General features: G+C 71.2%; 13 protein-coding genes and 1 pseudogene. 6 read left to right on the forward strand and 8 right to left on the reverse strand.

Annotation, left to right across the window (positions count from 1 at the left end; genetic code table 11):
• Window positions 1-35 precede the first annotated feature (35 nt).
• The 5 genes from EXU48_RS10945 (at window position 36) to EXU48_RS10965 (ending at window position 5201) form a co-directional block, all read left to right on the forward strand.
• A complete protein-coding gene (locus tag EXU48_RS10945) occupies window positions 36-1037 on the forward strand; it encodes a LacI family DNA-binding transcriptional regulator (protein WP_133107697.1) in 1002 nt (333 codons plus the stop codon).
• A 104-nt stretch (window positions 1038-1141) separates the two neighbouring features.
• Window positions 1142-2431, forward strand: a complete 1290-nt coding sequence (locus EXU48_RS10950) for an ABC transporter substrate-binding protein (protein ID WP_133107698.1) — start codon at window positions 1142-1144, stop codon at window positions 2429-2431.
• Entirely contained in the window at window positions 2428-3348 is a 921-nt protein-coding gene (locus tag EXU48_RS10955) for a carbohydrate ABC transporter permease (protein WP_133107699.1), read from the forward strand. The genes EXU48_RS10950 and EXU48_RS10955 overlap by 4 nt, the downstream gene beginning before the upstream one ends.
• Window positions 3345-4241 (forward strand): carbohydrate ABC transporter permease, encoded by an 897-nt coding sequence (locus tag EXU48_RS10960; RefSeq protein WP_133107700.1) that lies wholly within the window; start codon window positions 3345-3347, stop codon window positions 4239-4241. Before EXU48_RS10955 ends, EXU48_RS10960 begins: the two co-directional genes overlap by 4 nt.
• A gap of 27 nt (window positions 4242-4268) precedes the next feature.
• Entirely contained in the window at window positions 4269-5201 is a 933-nt protein-coding gene (locus EXU48_RS10965; RefSeq protein WP_133107701.1) for a dihydrodipicolinate synthase family protein, read from the forward strand.
• Window positions 5202-5256: 55 nt separating this feature from the next.
• Here EXU48_RS10965 and mfd read toward each other — a convergent pair whose 3' ends face one another.
• On the reverse strand, window positions 5257-8991 hold the full coding sequence (gene mfd / locus EXU48_RS10970) for a transcription-repair coupling factor (protein ID WP_133107702.1): 3735 nt from the start codon (window positions 8989-8991) through the stop codon (window positions 5257-5259).
• A 150-nt stretch (window positions 8992-9141) separates the two neighbouring features.
• Window positions 9142-10162: pseudogene (locus tag EXU48_RS25495) on the reverse strand (DUF6777 domain-containing protein).
• A gap of 180 nt (window positions 10163-10342) precedes the next feature.
• Here EXU48_RS25495 and EXU48_RS10980 point away from each other — a divergent pair.
• A complete protein-coding gene (locus EXU48_RS10980; protein WP_133107704.1) occupies window positions 10343-11491 on the forward strand; it encodes an LCP family protein in 1149 nt (382 codons plus the stop codon).
• A 265-nt stretch (window positions 11492-11756) separates the two neighbouring features.
• Here EXU48_RS10980 and EXU48_RS10985 read toward each other — a convergent pair whose 3' ends face one another.
• From EXU48_RS10985 to glmU, 6 genes are all read right to left on the reverse strand, one after another.
• Window positions 11757-13571: a hypothetical protein gene (locus EXU48_RS10985; RefSeq protein ID WP_133107705.1), complete on the reverse strand. Its 1815-nt coding sequence runs from the start codon at window positions 13569-13571 to the stop codon at window positions 11757-11759.
• Window positions 13572-13618: 47 nt separating this feature from the next.
• Window positions 13619-14215: an aminoacyl-tRNA hydrolase gene (gene pth / locus EXU48_RS10990; protein WP_133107706.1), complete on the reverse strand. Its 597-nt coding sequence runs from the start codon at window positions 14213-14215 to the stop codon at window positions 13619-13621.
• A gap of 17 nt (window positions 14216-14232) precedes the next feature.
• Entirely contained in the window at window positions 14233-14889 is a 657-nt protein-coding gene (locus EXU48_RS10995) for a 50S ribosomal protein L25/general stress protein Ctc (protein WP_133107707.1), read from the reverse strand.
• Between the two features lie 189 nt (window positions 14890-15078).
• Window positions 15079-15732, reverse strand: coding sequence for an SIMPL domain-containing protein (locus EXU48_RS11000; RefSeq protein ID WP_133107708.1), 654 nt, complete (start codon window positions 15730-15732; stop codon window positions 15079-15081).
• 19 nt (window positions 15733-15751) lie between these two features.
• Window positions 15752-16729, reverse strand: coding sequence for a ribose-phosphate diphosphokinase (locus EXU48_RS11005; RefSeq protein WP_133107709.1), 978 nt, complete (start codon window positions 16727-16729; stop codon window positions 15752-15754).
• A 39-nt stretch (window positions 16730-16768) separates the two neighbouring features.
• Window positions 16769-18316 carry a bifunctional UDP-N-acetylglucosamine diphosphorylase/glucosamine-1-phosphate N-acetyltransferase GlmU gene (gene glmU / locus EXU48_RS11010; RefSeq protein ID WP_133107710.1) on the reverse strand — a complete coding sequence of 516 codons (1548 nt, stop codon included), beginning with the start codon at window positions 18314-18316 and terminating at the stop codon, window positions 16769-16771.
• Between the last annotated feature and the right edge of the window lie 51 nt (window positions 18317-18367).

The raw sequence follows: 18367 nt of genomic DNA on the forward strand, positions 1-18367 counted from the left end.
CGTGACGAGCGATCGGCTGCAATACCCTCGGGGTCATGACCGGGCAGGACGGCGACCGAGAGACGGGCCGGGCAACGATCTACGACGTGGCCCGGCTCGCCGGCGTGAGCCATCAGACGGTCGCCAGGTTCCTGAACGGCGAGGGTGGTATCCGGCCGTACAACAAGGTGAAGGTCGAGGCGGCGCTGACGGAGTTGCGCTACCGCCCGAACATGACCGCGCGCTCCCTGGCCACGAAGCGTACGTTCCGGATCGGGGCGCTGGGCTACGAGATCGCCGGGCACAACCCCGGCCGGGTGCTGCAGGCCGCCAGCGACGCCGCCCGCGAGCTCGGCTATGTGGTCGAGGTGATGGGACTCGATCCACTCGATCCCGGCCAGCTCGCGGACGGCGTGGAGACGTTGATCCGTCACGGCGTGGAGGGGCTGCTGATCACCTCCCCCACCGTCGGAATCGCCGAGGAACTCAGCGGACTGCGCATCGACGTCCCGGTCCTGGTCGACGGCGCCCGGGAGACGGACGAGTTGCAACGCCGCGGCACGCTGCTCGCCCTGAACCACCTGCACGCGCTCGGCCATCGGCGGATCGCGCACCTCGCCGGTCCTTCGCAATGGACCGCGGCGCACCTGCGCCGGGAGACCTACGAGTCCTTCATGACCGAACACGCCGGGGCCTCGCTCGTCTGGGAGGGCGACTGGGAGTCCCGGTCCGGATACACCCGGGCGGAGCGGGTCGTCAACGACGGCTCGATCACGGCCGTGTTCGCCGCCAATGACCGCATCGCCCTCGGCGCTCTGCTCCGTTTCCACGAGCTCGGTGTCCGCGTGCCCGATGACATCAGCATCGTGGGCTTCGACGACATGCACGAGTCCGAGTTCTTCCACCCGCCGTTGACCACGGTGCGCCAGCACGTCGACGCCGGCGGCCGAACCAGCGCCGCCCGCCTCATCGCGATGATCGAGGGCCGCCCGTCGGAGTACCCCTATCCCGAACCGGACCTCGTCGTCCGCGCCTCCACGGGCCGGGCCAACACCTGAGGGTTGCGCACTCCGGAACCACCTGTCTACAGTGGCGGCACCCAAAACGTTACCGGTAACGTTTGGCTCGGAACCTCAGGTGTCAGCACGAAGGAGTGGTGTACATGTCAACGCGACGAACACGTCTCGGCGCCCTTGCAGGCGTCCTCTCGGCCTCGGCCCTGGTCTTGGCCGGGTGCTCGGGATCGCCGACCGACGATGGCCCGGTGGTCCTGGAGTACTGGTCCTGGGCACCGAACATCGAGCAGGTGGTGGCCGTCTGGAACGAGGCGAACCCGGACATCCAGGTCGAGGTCAACACCGCCGTCGCCGGCGCCGAGATCACGGCCAAACTCCTTGCCGCGGCCGAGGCCGGCAACCTCCCGGACGTCTCGAACACGACGTACGACAACCTGCCGACCCTGATCATCAACGACATCGCGGCGGACGTCTCCGACGTCATGGGCGACCGCGAGTCCGAGACGGCCGGGCCGGCCTGGGATCTCACCACCTTCGGTGGCTCGAACTACGCCGTTCCACAGGGGACCTCCCCGCAGATGCTCTTCTACCGCACGGACGTGTTCGCCGCGCACGGCCTTGAGGCCCCGACCACCTGGGACGAGTACGCGCAGGCCGCGCGCACCATCCACGCCGCGGACCCGGACACCTATCTGGCGACCTTCCCGGCCAACGACGCGCAGTTGTTCGCGGCCCTCAGCCAGCAGGCCGGCGCGCAGTGGTGGTCCCAGGACGGAGATGCCTGGTCGGTCGACATCGCCGATGACGCCAGCGGGCAGGTCGCGGACTACTGGCAGGGGCTTGTCGAGGAGGGCGTGGTGGCCACCATGAAGACCTACACGCCCGAATGGCAGGCGGCCCTCGCCGACGGCACCCTCGTGAGCTGGCTCGGCGCGGTCTGGACCCCGCCGCTGATCGAGCAGAACGCCCCCGAGACTGCGGGACTGTGGCAGGCCGTGGCGCTGCCCCAGTGGACCCCGGAGGCACCGGCGGCGGGCGTGATGGGAGGGTCCGGGACGATCGTCACCACTCAGTCCGCGCATCCCGACGAGGCCCGCGAGTTCGCCCTCTGGTTGAACACCTCCGACGAGGCGCTCGAGGCCTACATCCAGTACGCGAACATCTGGCCCGCGGCGCTCAGCGGTCGCGAGTTCGACGGGCTCGGCGAGCCGCCGACCTTCTTGGCGAACCAGCCGGACTTCTACGAGCTCGCGGCGCAGATCGACGAGTACACGGTCGAGGTGACGTGGGGCCCGAACGTCGCGGCCGGGTTCGACACGTTCAACAACGCGTTCAGCGACGCCATCGCGAACGGGACTTCGTTCCGGGACGCCCTCGACGTCGTCGAGACGGCCGTCGTCACCGACCTCGAGACGCTCGGGTACACGATCGAATGACCGGCCGACGCGAAATCGCCGCTCGGCGCCAACTCGTTCCGTACGCGTTCCTGGCGCCGGCCCTCATCCTCGCGACCGCCCTGCTGACGATCCCGATCGGCTACGCCGTCTGGCGGAGCCTGCACGCCACGAGGATCACCGGCGGCGGCCTCGGCGTCGCCGAGGAGGTCTTCGTCGGGTTCGCGAACTACGCCCGGGTGCTCGGCCGGGCCGACCTGTTGCCCTCATTCGGCCGGCTCGCGGGGTTCGCGGCGATCTTCGTGCCGACGGCGATGCTGCTCGCGCTCGTGTTCGCACTGTTGCTGGACAACGCCTCCAGCCGGCTGACCAGGTTCTCCCGCATCTCGATCTTCGTGCCGTACGCGGTGCCGGGGGTGATCGCCGCGCTCATGTGGGGCTTCATGTACCTGCCTGGGGTGAGCCCGTTCCACGACGCGGCTGCGGCGCTCGGCCTGCCCCAGCCCGACTTCCTCGGGCACTCCGGCATCATCGCCTCGATCGCGAACATCGCGATCTGGGGTGCGGTCGGGTTCAACATGGTGATCCTGTACACCGCCCTGCGCGGGCTGCCGAGCGAGCTGTACGACGCGGCCCGCATCGACGGGTGCAGCGAGTGGCAGCTGGCGCTTCGGATCAAGGTTCCACTGGTGGTCCCCGGCCTGATCCTGACCGGCATGTTCACCGTGATCGGCGCACTCCAGGTGTTCAGCGAACCCAACACGATGGTGACGCTCTCGACCGCGATCGGCTCCGACTGGGTGCCGATGATGGTGGTCTACCGGGACGCCTTCATCACGAACGACCTCTACGGGGCGTCTGCCCTCGCCGTCATCATCACCGTCGTCACGCTGGCAGCGTCGTTCCTGCTCCTGGGTATCGCCCAGCGTCGAGCCTTCGGATCGGAGGGCCGCTCATGAGCGCCACGCAGGCGCGCACCCGGACCCGCACCGAGGCCGGGCCCGGGACACGTCGGCGGCCGTCGTCGGGGATCCTTCCGACTGCCGTCCTCCTGATCGGAGCGGCGTACTGCCTGTTGCCCGTGTACTGGCTGATCTCGGCGGCCACGAAGCGGCCCGACGAACTGTTCTCGACCTTCTCCCTCGCACCGAGCTTCAACGGTGGCTTCCTCGACAACCTCGTGGGCCTGTCCCAGTACGCCGGCGGCGCGTTCTGGCAGTGGTGCCTCAACAGCGTGATCTACGCCGGCGGCGGCGCGGTGGCCGCGACCGCCGTGGCGGCCCTTGCCGGGTTCGCGCTCGCCAAGTACGAGTTCCCCGGCAAGCGACTCGTGTTCGGGTACCTGCTCGTCGGAGTCCTGGTCCCCGGGGTGATCGTGGCCATCCCCCAGTACCTGCTGTTGTCCCAGCTCGGGCTGGCCGGCACCCGGTGGTCGATCCTGTTGCCCGCGATGATCAGCCCGTTCAGCATCTACCTGACCCGGGTGTTCACCGCAGGTGCGGTCTCCGACGAGGTGATCGAGTCGGCCCGCCTGGACGGCGCCCGCGAGTTCCGCCTGTTCCGGTCCGTGGCGCTGCCGATGATGGTGCCGGGGCTGATCACCGTGTTCCTGCTGCAGTTCGTGGGGATCTGGAACAACTTCCTGCTCCCGTTCATCATGGTCACCCGCAGCGACATGATGCCGCTCACGGTCGGCTTCTACTCGATGATGAACCAGGGCTCGGACCAGACCAACGTGTACAGCTTCGTCATCATGGGCTGCCTGCTCGCAGTCGTACCTCTCATCGCGCTCTTCCTGTTCCTCCAGCGCTACTGGCGCCTGGATCTGATCAGCGGTTCCCTCAAGGGCTGACCTCAGCCCCATCCCGAAAGGATCTTCGTGCCCACACCTCTGCCCGACGGCGCCTGGCCCGTCATGCTGACCCCGTTCCGCGCCGACCGCTCGATCGACTGGGAACAGGTCGAGGCGTACGCCGACTGGCTCGTGGACCTGGGATCGGCCGGGGTGTTCACGGTGGCCCTGTCCAGTGAGATGTACGACCTCACTCCCGTGGAGCGCCTCGAGCTCGCGGGCCGGGTCGTCGGGGCCGTCGACGGTCGGGTGCCGGTGATCGCGTCCGCTGTCGGCGGCTCCGTCGACGAGATCGCCGAGTCCGCCGCAGGGCTCGCCGAGGCGGGCGTGACGGCGGCCGTGCTGGTCAGCCCGCTGCTGGCCACCCCGGACGAGCCGGACTCGGAGTGGATCCGGACCGCCGAGCAGATCCTCGACCGGGTGCCGGGCCTGGACTTCGGGGTCTACGAGTGCCCGGTCCCGTACAAGCGCCTGCTGACCCTCGAGACCGTGCGGTGGATGTCCGGAACCGGCCGGTTCACGTTCTTCAAGGACACCAGCCACCGCGCGGACGTCATGGCCGCCCGGATCGACGTCCTGGCCGGTTCGCCCCTGCGCCACTACAACGCCGAGATCTCCTCCCTGGTCGAGAGCCTGGGTGCGGGTGGGGCCGGCTTCAGCGGCTACGCGGCGAACATCTATCCCGAGCTCGTCGCCTGGCTCTGCGCGAACCACGCCACGGCCCCGCAGGAGGAGGTCGCCACCGTGCAGCAGGTGCTGAGCATTGCCGAGCACAGCATCAACGCGCGCTACCCGTCCTCGGCGAAGTTCTTCCTGGCGCACAGTTCGCGGTTGACCATGTCCAGTGTGAGCCGGTGGAAGCCAGAAGGCATCGGGCCCCACGAGGGGCAGCCCCTGATCGATCTGGCCCGTTACCTCGAGGGAGCCGGGCTGCCTGCGCTCACCCCAGGCCGCCGATGAGGCCCGCCGGCCACTGATTCCGGCCAATGGGGCAGTGCGGCCTGGCGCGATCGCGCTAGGACGAGCTCGCCACCTTCGCGGCAGCGGCCACAGTCGCTCCCGGTGCCAGCACCGCGTCGATCAACTCGCTCACCCAGGTGATCAGCTGCTCGTCCCGCAACGGGGTGCCGCCGACGCGGGACGTCGTCGGGGCCGGCACCAGCGCAGTGCGCACGGCCGGCTTGAGGATGGTCCCGGGGTAGAGCCGCTTGAGCCGCATCCCGGCGGACTCGGCCAGGTCTACCGGTGCGAACCGGATGTACTTGCCCTGCGAGGTCATGTCCGCGAGACCCGCGGCGCGAGCCTTGACCCGCAGTGAGGCGACGGCGAACAACCGCTCGACCGGCTCCGGCACCGGGCCGTACCGGTCCACGAGCTCCTCCCGGACGGCGTCGATCGCCGCGGCGTCAGCGGCCTTCGCGATCTTCGTGTAGGCCTCCAGCCGGAGCCGTTCGTGCGCGATGTACTCATGCGGCAGGTGCGCGTCGATCGGCAGTTCCACCTTCAGCTCGGGCAGCTCCTCGGGCACCTCGCCGCGGAAGTTCGCCACCGCCTCGGAGACCATCCGCACGTACAGGTCGAAGCCGACGCCCGCGATGTGCCCGGACTGCTCCCCGCCGAGCAGGTTCCCGGCGCCGCGGATCTCCAGGTCCTTCATGGCGATGGCGGTGCCGGAGCCGAGGTCGGTGTGCGCGGCGATGGTCTGCAGCCGGTCGTGCGCGGTCTCGGTGAGCGGGCGTTCCGGGGGGTAGAGGAAGTACGCGTAGGCGCGCTCGCGACCCCGGCCGACGCGGCCGCGGAGTTGGTGCAGCTGGGACAGGCCGAGCACGTCCGCGCGCTCGACGATCAGGGTGTTCGCGTTCGAGATGTCCAGGCCGGTCTCCACGATGGTGGTGCAGACGAGGACGTCGAACCTCTTCTCCCAGAAGTCCATGATGACCCGCTCGAGCTGGTGCTCGCCCATCTTTCCGTGGGCGACGGCGATCCTCGCGTCTGGCACCAGTTCGGCGAGTCGCGAGGCGGTGCGGTCGATCGACTCGACCCGGTTGTGCACGTAGAAGACCTGCCCCTCGCGCAGCAGTTCCCGTCGGACCGCGGCGGCGATCTGCTTCTCCGCGTAGGCGCCCACGAACGTCAGCACCGGGTGCCGCTCCTCCGGCGGGGTGGCCAGGGTGGACATCTCCCGGATCCCGGTGACCGCCATCTCCAACGTCCGCGGGATCGGCGTGGCGCTCATGGCGAGCACGTCCACATTCGTGCGGAGCTGCTTGAGGGTCTCCTTGTGCTCGACCCCGAACCGCTGCTCCTCGTCCACCACGACCAGGCCCAGGTCCTTGAACCGGACCTCGCCGGTGAGCAGCCGGTGGGTGCCGATGACCACGTCCACGCTGCCGTCGGCGATGCCCTCCTTCACGGCGCGGGCCTCGGCGTCGCTCTGGAACCGGGACAGGCCCTTGACCACCACGGGGAACCCGGCGTACCGCTCGGAGAACGTGTCGAAGTGCTGCTGCACGAGCAGCGTGGTGGGCACCAGTACGGCCACCTGCTTGCCGTCCTGGACCGCCTTGAACGCGGCCCGGACGGCGATCTCGGTCTTGCCGTAGCCGACGTCCCCGCTGATCAGCCGGTCCATCGGGGTGGGCTTCTCCATGTCCGCCTTCACCTCGTCGATGGTGACCACCTGGTCGGGGGTCTCGACGAACGCGAACGCATCCTCCAGCTCACGCTGCCACGGGGTGTCCGGGGCGAACGGGTGCCCCTTCGTGGCCATCCGGGCCGAGTACAGCCGGATCAGCTCGCCGGCGATCTCCTTGATCGCCTTGCGGGCCCGGCCCTTCGTCTTGGCCCAGTCCGAGCCACCCATCTTGTTCACCGACGGCGACTCGCCACCGGTGTACTTGGTCACCTGGTCGAGGGCGTCGCTCGGCACGTACAGCCGGTCGCCGGGCTGGCCGCGCTTCGACGGCGCGTACTCGATGACCAGGTACTCGCGGGTGGCGGCGGAGCGCCCGGTGCCAATGGTCCGCTGGATCAGTTCCACGAACTTCCCGACGCCATGCTGCTCGTGCACCACGTAGTCGCCCGGGCGCAGCGCGAGCGGGTCGACGACGTTGCGCCGCTTCGACGGCATCCGGCGCATGTCCCGGGTGGAGGTGCCGGCCCGGCCGGTCAGGTCCGCCTCGGTGAACACAGCCAGTTTGAGCGGTTCCGAGACGAAGCCGCGGCCGAGGCTGGCGGTGGTGACGAGGACGACGCCGGTGGGCGGCAGGTCCGGGTCCTCACCCGGGCGGGCGTCGCCCTGGGCCGGTTCGACGGCGGAGACGAGCCGGGCGGGCACGTCACCGTCGAGGAGCTGCTCCACCATCCGGCGGGCCGGCCCCGGGCCTTCGGTCACGAGCACGAGGCGCCAGCCGGCGGCGGTGAGGTCACGCAGGTCCGCCACGGCCCGCGCAGTCTCGCCACGGTAGACGTCGACGTCACGGGAGGCCACGGTGACGGTGCGGGCGTCGCGTTCCTCGCCGTCGACCGTGCTGTCGGTGCTGTCGAGCAGCTCCTCAAGTTCCGCGTCACCGGCGAACGAGCCGAACGTCCACCAGCCGAGTCCACGCCGAGCGGCGATGTCGCGCACCTGGGCGATGGTGGCGAAACTGGCCTCGGACAGGTCGAGCGGGGTGTTCGCCCCGGCCGCGGCGGAGGTCCATGCCGCGGCCAGGAACTCCTCGGTGGTCGCGACCAGGTCGTGGGCCCGACGCCGGACCCGCTCCGGGTCGTTGACGATGAGCAGCGAGTCGGCCGGGACCAGGTCCAGGACCGGTTCCATCCGGTCCACCAGCGCCGGGGCCAGGGACTCCATGCCGTCCACGGCCATGCCCTGGCTCAGTTTCTCGAGCATCTCGGCCGCGCCGGGCAGTTTCGGGACGAGGTCCGCGGCCCGGGCCCGCACCGTGTCGGTGAGCAGGACCTCGCGGGTCGGCGGCGCCCAGATGCCGTCCTCGCTGACCTCGAGGGAGCGTTGGTCCGCGGCCGAGAACCAGCGGATCTCCTCGACGTCGTCACCCCAGAACTCGATCCGCTGCGGATGGTCCTCGGTGGGCGCGAACACGTCCAGCAGCCCGCCGCGGACGGCGAACTCACCGCGCCGTTCGACCATGTCCACGCGGGTGTAGGCGGCGGCCACGAGGGCGTCGATGACCTGCTCCATCGGCACGGTGTCCCCGGCCCGCAGCGCCACCGGCTCCAGGTCGCCGAGGCCGGCGACCACCGGCTGCAGCACCGCGCGGATCGGCAGGATCAGCACCCGGATCGGGCGGGTCGACCCACCCGCACCGGCGAGCGACGCTCCCGAAGCAGCCCCGCCGTCGGGCGTCGCCTCCGGCGCGAGCGGGGCGAGCGGCTCGGAATGGGCGAGCCGGCGCAGCACGGCGATCCGCCGGGCGACGGTGTCGCTGCGCGGCGAGAGGCGCTCGTGCGGGAGCGTCTCCCAGGACGGGAAGATGGCCACGTCGGCAGGGTCGAGGTACGCGCCGAGGGCGGCGGCGAGATCGTCGGCTTCGCGCCCGGTCGCCACGACCACCACCAGCGGTCGCGTGCCGTGTTCGGGGTGCCCGGCAAGTTCGGCGAGCAGCGGTGCCCGCGCCCCGGCGGAAGCGGAGACGTCGATCGCCCCGCGTGCGACGAGTGACTCCAGCAACTCGCGCACGCCGTCGTCGGCGCGCAGCGCAGGCAGGATTCCGGTGAGGTTCTGGGGCACGCGGGGCTTCCTTCCAGGGCGGTGCGGGATGGGCGCTCGAGCCCGCTAGCCGCACACGTCGAGCCCGGACCGAATCTCGGGCCGGGTCAGCTGCGCCCTCCAGACTACGCCTGCGGCCGGACCAACCCGCCATCCCATCCAGCGTGCAGCTCAGCAGTCCCCCTCGGTGTGCACCGGGGCACCGAGGTGAGTGACCACGCCGTCGCGCGCACCGACCTCGACGGCCAGGTCGTACGAGCCCCCGTCGCCCTCGTGGGTCACCGGATCGAGGTGGACGTAGTCGTAGGCGACCCCCTCGTGGACGAATGACTCGATGGGGGCCTGCGGGTGTTCGGCCCGGACCGCGTCGATGCGTTGCCCGAGCACGACTCCGCCCGGGCCGTCGACGGGCAGGGGGCCGGACGTACCGTCGTCGACGGAGACCCACCAGTCCGTGGCGCTGCTGCTGTCCTCCTCCTCGACCGTGCGCCCCGGGTCGAAGCCGGCCCAGACCGTGCCGGTCGTCCGAGTGTCCGCGAGCGCTCCCACCAGTGCCGCCGGTGCCAGCATCGGGTTCCCGCACTCGCATCGCACCGCCGGCAGGCCGAGGGGGTCGACCGCCGTGCCGCCTGCAGCACCGACTGCCGAGGGGTCGCCTCCCCTGCCGAGAAGCCGTGGTTGGTGACGCGCGTGTCGACGAGAAGGGTGACGGGCGCCAACGTACCCACGAACTCGGCGATCGCCTCGTCGAGATGCCGAAGACCCCGGCCCACGCGGTGGCCTTTGCGGCGCCGCCGGCGAGGAACGCCACGAGGGCGCCGGCGCCGCAGGTCTCGAGCCTGTTCGTGCCGCCGTACAGCCCGGGCGCGGTGCCGGAGATGCTCAGGACTCCGGTGGCCGGATCGGGGTCGAGGTCCTGGGTGAGCTCGACCGTGCGGGCGACGATCGTCTCGGAGAAGGTGGCCGGTGCGGCGCCGTCGGTCGTGGTGACCGACTCGGTGAAGGGGTCCTCGCCCGCTGCCGTGGCCGGCTCTAGGGTCAGGACGTCGGCCTGTGCGGAGTCGCCGAGGAGCGCGCGGACTCCCACGACCAGGTCGGCGATCGCCACGACAAGGACAGCAACGGCGACCATCGTCGTGGTGCCGCGACGGCGCGCCGGTCGTGGCTGGGGCAGGGTCTCGTGCTCGGACATCACGGCCGTCCTTCCTTCGACGGCGAAGGATTGCTGGGTGAACTCTGGACCTTTCCTGTCCCCGGCGAGCGACCGCTTGCAGGTGATCGTAAGCCGCCCTCTCGGTACGCCCCGGCGATACGGCGGTTGCCTTTATCATCGACGCAGGCTGACACCCAGCCGGATTCGAGGTTGGTGGACATGGCGGGCGTTGGCGAACGCGGCATCGATGAGGACGTCTCGACCGCGCCCGCGGACGATCCGGCGGACGGGTCCGGCGACGAGTCGCGCGGCGACCGTCCGGAGCGCAAGCAGCGCAGCCGCGCGCGGGTGGCCCTGATCGTGGCCGCCGGGCTGATCGTCCTGCTGGTCGGTGGCCTGATCCTCACCGTGGCCGCGATCCAGAACCGCATCGCGGCGAACATCGACTGGATCGAGGACCCGTTCGAGGGCCTGACCGACCGGCCCTCCGCCGGTGGCGCCCCGAGCAGCGACGCCACCGAGGCGCCGCCCGGCTCCGCCGTCAACATCCTCATGCTCGGCTCGGACAGCCGGATCTCAGCCGGTGACCCGAGCCAGTGGTCCTACGGGGCGCAGCGCACCGACGCGATCATGCTGGTCCACATCGCAGGCGACCGGCAGTCCGCGCAGATCATGTCGATCCCCCGGGACTCCTGGGTGACCATCCCCGGGCATGGCGACCACAAGATCAACGCCGCGTTCTCGTTCGGCGGCCCGGCCCTGATGATCCAGACCGTCGAGGCCTTGACCGGGGTGCACATCGACCACTTCGCGATCGCGGACTTCGAGTCCTTCGCGATCCTCACCGACGAACTCGGCGGCGTCGAGATCGACCTCCCGAACGGGCTCGACAACGCCGGCGTGGTCCTGGCCCCCGGGGCCCACACGCTCACCGGTGACGAGGCACTGGCCTACGCCCGGCAGCGCTACGGCCTGCCCGCTGGCGACTTCGACCGGGTCGCCCGGCAGCAGAACTGGATGCGTGCGATGGTCTCCCAGGCGTTCCGCACGGACGTGCTCGCGGACCCGTTGGCGCTGACCGGGCTGCTCGACGCGGTCTCCTCGAGCCTCTCCGTGGACGAGGGCTTCACGGTGGCCACGATGCGCGACCTGGCGCTCAGCATGCGGGACCTGCGGCCGGGTTCCATGGACTACCTGACCGTGCCGGTCGAGGGCACCGGTCGCAGCCCGGACGGGCGGCAGTCGATCGTGGTCCTGGATCAGGCGCGCTTCGACGCCCTCATGGACGCGGTCGCCGCCGATACGGTGTCGCAGTATGTGGCCGAGCACCCGGACGATGTGACCACACTCGGCTCGGCAGTGAACTGAGGATCGGCCGGACCCACCGGCCTTCGATGTCGCCGAGCAGGGCGTCAACGGCGTGCAGGCGCCGGGTCAGGATGCGGGACTCCGCGGGGTCCGGGGTGGTGTTGACCCCGATCAGCAGGCGGTCGCGGTAGCGACGCACCTCCTGGATGCGAACCTCGTCGTTCACGGACATCTACGCCTCCCTTCGTAGTCTCCCCAGGCGGCCCCCAGCCGGGCGGGGAGTGGTGGTGCTTGGACTGATTGTGTGCCGAGCACCTCGATTGCATCAATAGGTCGGTGCCGATGGACCTCCGTGGATGGGACCGGCCGGCGGCTGCGGACCGGGATTCGGGACGGTCGGGCCCGGCTGGGCGCCGTAGTGGCCCGGCTGGCCGCCGTAGTGGCCCGGCTGGGCGCCGTACGAACCCGGCGGGCCACCGTACGGACCCGGCGCGGCACCGGCCGCGTCCGCACTGACGATCCGCACCCGCGCCAGCTGTGCGGCCAGATACGCGAAGCCCGCTGCGAACAGCAGCACCACGGGCACCGGCGTGAGCAGGCCGAGCACGGCGCCGCCGTCGAACAGCCGCGAGTACAACTGGGACAGCACCAGAACGGCGTGCTGGGTGTCCTGGCTGAACGAACTCAGGTAAGGCCAGAGTGCGCCTTGCGGGCCCAGCCACGTCTCGATGGCGAGCACCCCCAGCACGGCCACCCCGGCAACGCGCAGGGCGCTGCGCCGGTCCGGGCTGCGGCGCACCGCCGCGAACAGGAACGTGAACAGGAACAGCGCGGGGATCGCGACGAACGGCGGCTCGAGGGTCGGCCGGTTCAGCCAGTTGAGGTCCCGCAGGAACATGAAGTGGGCCGGCGCGAGGACGCCGAGGCCCACGAACAGCCACGGCGCGAAGAACCAGAGCACACGCTCGCTGCGACGGCCGAACGGGCGCAGATAGCCGATGGCGTACCCACCGGCTGCGGCGATCGCCGTCCCCACCAGGGCGTTGACGAGAGCACTGCCCCAGGTCGTCACGAACACCCCGGCGACCGAGATGCCGAGCTCGTCGTCCGGGAGCCCGAGGCTCGTCAGCCAGGGCAGGGCGGCCACGACCAGGCCGACGAGCGCGACCGCCGCGATGACGACGCCGACGGTGCCCGCCGCGCCGTCGGCGTGCGCTGCCAACCGCGGCTCCAGTCGGTAGCGCGTTCCCACCACCAGAGCGGTCCCGAGCAGGCCGAAGAGGACGAGTGGCATCAGGACGACGATCGCGATCGCTGCGGCCAAGCCGGCGTCGGCATAGAGGAAGGCGCTCTCATAGATCAGCGCGCCGGGAAGTCCGCGATCGGCGCCGACGATGTACGGCGTGAAGGCCTGCCAGCCGACGGCGATCCCGGCGAGCCCGGTCCCGACGAGTGCCAGCGTGGTGGCGCGACCGCGCCCCGGTCCGTCCGCAAGCCGACCGACGAGTGCCCCGACGAGCAGTGCCGCCCCGAGCCCGACGGCGAGGAAGCCGAGAATGATCCCAGCACCCTCGCCCGGTACGAGCGGGCCGACGCCGAAACCGTACGAGAACGGCGCCATGGTCACGAGGGTGGCGCCGACGATGCCGAGGCCGAGCGCCGCCGTCCGCACGGACGCCCTCGTCAGGAGCCGGCCGATCAGCAGGCCGACGCCGAATCCGAGGAGGGCCGGTGCGAGCCCGGCCGCGGCGCCGAGCAGGAGACCGGTCACCAGGTCGGGTGGGATCTTCGCGTAGTTGTCGAGGCCAACGAACCCCCCGTCGCCGAGCAGCGCGCGCTCCTGGAAGCTGGCGAGGAACAGGCGCACGGTGGGGATCGCCTGCCCCAGGAGGAGCGCGACGGCGGCCGGCGCGAGAAGCAGCAGGCCCAGTCCGGTCCGGGACTGCGAGTCGGCCGACGGGCCCAGCGGCGAGGGGGCGTACGGGTTCTGTTCCGGCGCCGTCGCGTACGGACCCTGATGCGGCGCCGGCGCGTACGGGCCCTGGTGCGGTGCGTCGGTGCCCGCCCCGGCCGGCGGCTGCTGCCCGGCTTGCTGGTGCGACGGCGCACTCGTCCATGGCCCCTGATCCGGCGTCCCCATGCAGGGCAGAGTAGCAAGCCCCGTCACGGGTCCTCGGCCGGGCGGACTCAGGCTCTCGCGGTGTGCAGCGCCGTTTGGGCCTTCTCCAGGCCGAGGGCGAGGAGGTCTCGGACGGCGTCGGCCGCCTCCTCAAGGGTGACTCCGAGCTCGGCCTTCTCGACGGCCGAGAAGTCGCGCAGCACGTACTCGGCCGGGTCCATCCGACCGGGCGGGCGACCGATGCCGACGCGCAGCCGGAGGTAGTCGCGAGCGCCGAGGGACTGCGAGATCGCCTTCAGCCCGTTGTGGCCGCCCTCGCCGCCGCCGCGCTTGAGGCGCAGCGTGGCGGCGGGCAGGTCGAGCTCGTCGTGGATGACCAGCAGGTGGTCGGGTTCCACGTCGTAGAACCGGCAGAGGCCCGCGACCGGTCGGCCGGAGACGTTCATGTAGCTGGTCGGCTTGGCCAGGACCACTCTTGGGCCGGGTGCCCCGCCGGGCAGGGTGCCGAGGCGCCCGTCCAGGACCATCGCACCGGCCTTGTGGTTGGTGAACGAGCCCGGGACGTCGCGCGCGAGCACGTCGAGCACCATCTGCCCGACGTTGTGCCGGTTCCCGGCATAGGTGGGCCCGGGGTTGCCCAGGCCCACCACCAACCAGACGCTCATGACTGCGGCGAGGTGGCTCAGGCCTCCTCGTCGGCCTCCTCGGCCGGAGCGGCGGCCTCGCCCTGGGCACCGGCGGCCTCGCCGGCCGCCTCGGCCTCGGCGTCGGCCTCCAGGTCCTCGGCGGTGACGCGCGGAACGGTCACGTTGATCACCACGGCCTCGGGGTCCACCTCGAGCACCGCACCCGTCGGCAGGGTCAGCTCGCCGGCACGGACGATGCTGCCCTCCTCGAGGCCCTCGATGTTGACCTCGACGTGCTCGGGCAGGTGGGTGGCCTCGGCCTGCAGGCTGATGGTCTGCAGGTCGAGGGTGTGGATGGTGCCGGGTGCGGTCTCACCGACGATGACGACCGGCACGTCGACGACGACCTTCTCGCCACGGCGGACCAGGATGAGGTCGAGGTGGTCGATGGTGCGGCGGACGGCGTCGCGCTGCACGTCCTTGACCAGGGCCAGCTCGGTGTTGTCGCCGAAGTCCAGCGTGAGCAGCGCGTTCGCGTTGCCCTTCAGCGCCAGGAAGGTGTCGTGGTCCGGCAGCGACAGGTGCACCGGGTCGGTGCCGTGGCCGTACAGGACGGCGGGGATGAGGCCCGCACGGCGGGTGCGGCGGGCGGCGCCCTTGCCGAACTCGGTGCGGACGGTGGCCTTCAGGAGGTTCTCGTTGCTCTCGGACATGGGTGTCTTCTCCAAAGCTGGTGGGGGCGGCTGGTGGCCTCAGCGCGGGACGTCGGGCGGGCGGCTCACGGTCGCGCTCCACCACGTCGATCACGGACCCGGCGGCTGCGCGTGCGGCCGCCCGGCATCCCTCGCCGAGGCAACCTGGACATCCTACCCGCACTCCGGCACTGCCGGGAACCGCGACGTTCAGCCGGCTGTGCCGGATGTGCCGGCGGCCCACGCCCAGTGCACGGTGACGCTGGCACCGACGGTCTGCTCGCCGCCCTCGACCGGCATCGACGCCGGCGCGGCCGCCATCATGCGCGCCTTCGGCATCGGGGTGACGTTCGCACCACCCTCGACCACCTGGACCACGGCGCCGAGCGCCCGGCCGGCCAGGCTCGCGTACTGCTCGGCCCGGTGCCGTGCGTCGGCGAACGCCGCTGCGCGGGCGCGCACCTGAGCCTGCTCCGGCTCGGAGACGGCGAAGGTGAGCGAGTCGATCCGGGCGATGTGCCCGCCGTCGGCCAGTGCGGCATGCACCTGCGCACCCGAGGCGCCCAGGTCTCGGAGCACCACGCGCAGCCCGAGCCGCACGTGGACCCGGCTCGGGGCCGGCTCACCGGCCTCGTTGGTGCGGTCCTCGTGCCAGATCGAGGTCTGGGTGGTGCGCAGGTCACGGCGCTCCACGCCGCGGGCGAGGAGTCCGTCGCGGATCCGGGCGAGACCCTGTTCCGCGGCCGGCAGGGCCTCGGACAGGTCCGGGCCGCTGACACTGACCCCGAGGTCGGCATGCACCACGTCGGGTTCCACGTCCACGCCACCGGTCCCGGTGACGACGATGCCGCCGTCGGTCGTCATCGACCCAGCGTAGCCAGGCTCAGACGCCGTCGAACAGGCTCGTGACCGACCCGTCGTCGAACACCTCGCGGATGGCCCGACCGAGCAGCGGGGCGATCGACAGCACCGTGAGCTTCGCGAACCGCTTCTCCACGTGGATGGGCAGGGTGTCGGTGATGATCACCTCACGCGCGCCGCTCTCCTGCAGCCGGCTCACGGCCGGGTCGGAGAGGACCCCGTGCGTCGCTGCCACGATCACGCTGCGGGCACCGGCGGCGGTGAGGACCTTCACCGCCTCGGAGATCGTGCCGCCGGTGTCGATCAGGTCGTCGACGAGCACGCAGTCCCGGTCCGCGACCTCGCCGACCACCCGGTTCGCGACCGCCTGGTTCGGCCGGTTGATGTCCCGGGTCTTGTGCACGAACGCCAGCGGCACCCCGCCGAGCTTGGCGGCCCACTGCTCGGCCACACGGATCCGGCCGGCGTCCGGTGAGACCACGGCCGCATTGGCGACGTCGACGCGGGTGCGGACGTAGTCGGTGAGGATCGGCATCGCCCACAGGTGGTCGACCGGGCCGTCGAAGAAGCCCTGGGTCTGGGCGGCGTGCAGGTCCACGCTCATGATCCGGTCCGCGCCCGCGGTCTTGAACAGATCCGCCATCAGCCGCGCGGAGATCGGCTCGCGACCGCGGTGCTTCTTGTCCTGGCGGGCGTACCCGTAGAACGGAACGACCGCGGTGATCGACTTGACCGAGGCCCGCTTGAGGGCGTCGACCATGAGCAGCTGCTCCATGATCCACTCGTTGATCGGCGCGGTGTGGGACTGCAGCACGAACGCGTCGGCGCCCCGCACGCTCTCGGCGAACCGGACGTAGATCTCACCGTTGGCGAAGTCGTACGCCGTGGTCGGGACCACCTCGATGCCCAGCTCGTCGGCCACCGCTGCGGCGAGTTCGGGGTGCGCCCGCCCTGAGACGAGGACGAGACGGTTCTCGCCGTGGCTGGTGATACCTGTCATCGGTCGTGGCTCCTCGCGCCTCGTGGGGGATGGTCGTGCTCAGGACGTGGCGCCGCGCTCGCGCTCGGCGCGGGCCTGCGGGGAGAGTTCCTCGGTCGCGCTGGCCGCGGCGGCCGCCTCGGCCGCGGCCGTGCCCGGACGGCGGCTGACCACCCAGCCCTCGATGTTGCGCTGGTTTCCCTGGCTGACGGCGAGTGCCCCCGGCGGGACGTCCCGCCGCAGCACAGTGCCGGCGCCGGAGTACGCGCCGTCGCCCACCGTCACGGGTGCCACGAACATGTTGTCCGCACCGGTCCGGGCGTGCGAGCCGATCACCGTGCGGTGCTTGTGGACGCCGTCGTAGTTGACGGTGACGCTCGCGGCGCCGACGTTCGAGTCGTGGCCGATCGTGGCGTCCCCGATGTAGGACAGGTGCGGGACCTTCGAGCGCTCCCCGATCTCGGAGTTCTTCACCTCGACGAACGTGCCGATCTTGCCCTTGGCGCGCAGGATCGCGCCGGGCCGCAGGTAGGCGAACGGGCCGACGCTCGCGCCGTCACCGATCTGGGACTCGGACCCGTGCGTGCGCACCACGCTCGCGTTCTCCCCGACCTGCACGTCGCGCAGGGTCGTCTCCGGGCCGATCGTGGAGCCCGCGCCGACCTGCGTGGCCCCGTGCAGCTGGGTGCCCGGCAGCAGGGTGACGTCCGGGGCGAGCTCGACGTCCGCGTCCACCCAGGTGGTGGCCGGGTCCACCACGGTGACCCCGGCGCGCATCCACTCGGTGAGGATCCGGCGGTTCAGCTCGGCGCCCAGGGTGGCCAGCTGGACCCGGTCGTTGACGCCCTCGACGAGCAGGGAGTCCTCGGCGATGACGGCGCGCACGTGCTGGCCGGCCTCGCGCGCGATGGCGATCACGTCGGTCAGGTAGACCTCGCCCTGGGCGTTGTCCCGGCCGAGGCGCCCGAGCGCGTCCCGGAGCACGGCGGCGTCCATGACGTACACGGAGGAGTTGATCTCGTCGATCAGGGCCTGCTCGGTGGTCGCGTCCTTCTGCTCCACGATCCCGACGACGTCGCCCGTGCCGTCCTCGCGCACGATCCGCCCGTAGCCGGTCGGGTCGGGCACCACCGTGGTGAGCACCGTCACGGCGTTGCCGTCCTCGACGTGTGCCTCCAGCAGTGCGGCAAGCGTTCCGGTGTCCAGCAGCGGTACGTCGCCGGCGACGATCACGACCGGTCCCTCCAGACCCGCTCCGGACCCGCCCAGCGGCGCCGGGCCGTCGAGGTCGGCGACGGCGCGGCTCTGCGCGGCGGCGTCCGCGACCTCCATGGCGCACTGCACGGCACGACCGGTGCCCGGGATCTCGTCCTGGTCGGCGATCAGGGCCTCGGGGTCGACCTCCTGCACGTGCGCGGCGACCAGGTCACGCTCGTGACGCACCACGACCACGAGGTGCTCCGGGTCCAGACCGCGGGCGCCGACGATCGCATGGCCGACGAGGGACCGGCCACCGATGCCGTGCAGCACCTTCGGGGTGGCGGATTTCATCCGGGTGCCCTGACCTGCGGCGAGTACGAGGACGGCGGCGGGACGCTTCAGGCTCACCCGCCCACTCTAACGTCGGGCGAGGCCCCACCATGCCGGTGCGGTGGGTGC

It is taken from the genome of Occultella glacieicola, from assembly GCF_004353825.1.
Lineage (GTDB): Bacteria > Actinomycetota > Actinomycetes > Actinomycetales > Beutenbergiaceae > Occultella > Occultella glacieicola.

Excerpts from the sequence above, each read along its gene's own strand:
- EXU48_RS10945 (WP_133107697.1), top strand. The coding sequence starts at position 36 with ATGACCGGGCAGGACGGCGACCGAGAGACGGGCCGGGCAACGATCTAC.
- EXU48_RS10950 (WP_133107698.1), top strand. The coding sequence starts at position 1,142 with ATGTCAACGCGACGAACACGTCTCGGCGCCCTTGCAGGCGTCCTCTCG.
- EXU48_RS10955 (WP_133107699.1), top strand. The coding sequence starts at position 2,428 with ATGACCGGCCGACGCGAAATCGCCGCTCGGCGCCAACTCGTTCCGTAC.
- EXU48_RS10960 (WP_133107700.1), top strand. The coding sequence starts at position 3,345 with ATGAGCGCCACGCAGGCGCGCACCCGGACCCGCACCGAGGCCGGGCCC.
- EXU48_RS10980 (WP_133107704.1), top strand. The coding sequence starts at position 10,343 with ATGGCGGGCGTTGGCGAACGCGGCATCGATGAGGACGTCTCGACCGCG.
- EXU48_RS10985 (WP_133107705.1), bottom strand. The coding sequence starts at position 13,571 with ATGGGGACGCCGGATCAGGGGCCATGGACGAGTGCGCCGTCGCACCAG.
- pth (WP_133107706.1), bottom strand. The coding sequence starts at position 14,215 with ATGAGCGTCTGGTTGGTGGTGGGCCTGGGCAACCCCGGGCCCACCTAT.
- EXU48_RS10995 (WP_133107707.1), bottom strand. The coding sequence starts at position 14,889 with ATGTCCGAGAGCAACGAGAACCTCCTGAAGGCCACCGTCCGCACCGAG.
- EXU48_RS11000 (WP_133107708.1), bottom strand. The coding sequence starts at position 15,732 with ATGACGACCGACGGCGGCATCGTCGTCACCGGGACCGGTGGCGTGGAC.
- EXU48_RS11005 (WP_133107709.1), bottom strand. The coding sequence starts at position 16,729 with ATGACAGGTATCACCAGCCACGGCGAGAACCGTCTCGTCCTCGTCTCA.